Annotated in this window: 1 pseudogene; it reads right to left on the bottom strand. The window is 61.0% G+C overall.

The features are described from left to right. Positions 1-840: pseudogene (locus AEA42_RS22735) on the bottom strand (hypothetical protein); the annotation flags it as partial.

Below are 840 nucleotides of genomic sequence, written 5' to 3'. Positions count from 1 at the left end.
CGCCGGTGGTGGCGTTGTAGCTGTAGCCTGTCGCCGGAGTGCCGTCAGCAAACTGCAGCGCCCCATTCACCAGCTTCAGTTCCACATCGGTGGTCGCGGTGCCATTGACGATAGTCAGGTTCACGTGGCCGCCTTCAGCAAAGTCGGCATGGTTGATGGTGACTTGGAGCTGTACGCCATCACCGTTGATTTCGGCTTGCGTCAGCAGGCCATCACCTGGGTTACCGTCATCGACGATCAATACGGTCGGGGCATTCGGGGCGGTTTCATCCGCCACGGTTGCAGTGTCAGAGCCTGGGCCTGAGGTGTTGTTGGCTGCATCGGTCTGGGTCGCGGTGACCGTGATGCTGCCACCTTCACCCGGGGCGGTTTCCGTCCAGCTGATAACGCCGGTGGTGGCGTTGTAGCTGTAGCCTGTCGCCGGAGTGCCGTCAGCAAACTGCAGCGCCCCATTCACCAGCTTCAGTTCCACATCGGTGGTCGCGGTGCCATTGACGATAGTCAGGTTCACGTGACCGCCTTCAGCAAAGTCGGCATGGTTGATGGTGACTTGGAGCTGTACGCCATCACCGTTGATTTCGGCTTGCGTGAGTGAGCCATCACCTGGATTGCCGTCATCGACGATCAATACGGTCGGGGCATTCGGGGCGGTTTCATCCGCCACGGTTGCAGTGTCAGAGCCTGGGCCTGAGGTGTTGTTGGCTGCATCGGTCTGGGTCGCGGTGACCGTGATGCTGCCACCTTCACCCGGGGCGGTTTCCGTCCAGCTGATAACGCCGGTGGTGGCGTTGTAGCTGTAGCCTGTCGCCGGAGTGCCGTCAGCAAACTGCAGCGCCCCAT

The sequence above is a fragment of the Shewanella sp. Sh95 genome, assembly GCF_001308045.1.
GTDB classification, from domain to species: domain Bacteria; phylum Pseudomonadota; class Gammaproteobacteria; order Enterobacterales; family Shewanellaceae; genus Shewanella; species Shewanella xiamenensis.
Note: the sequence above shows the minus strand (reverse complement) of the source record. Positions and strands in the feature narration are given on the sequence as shown.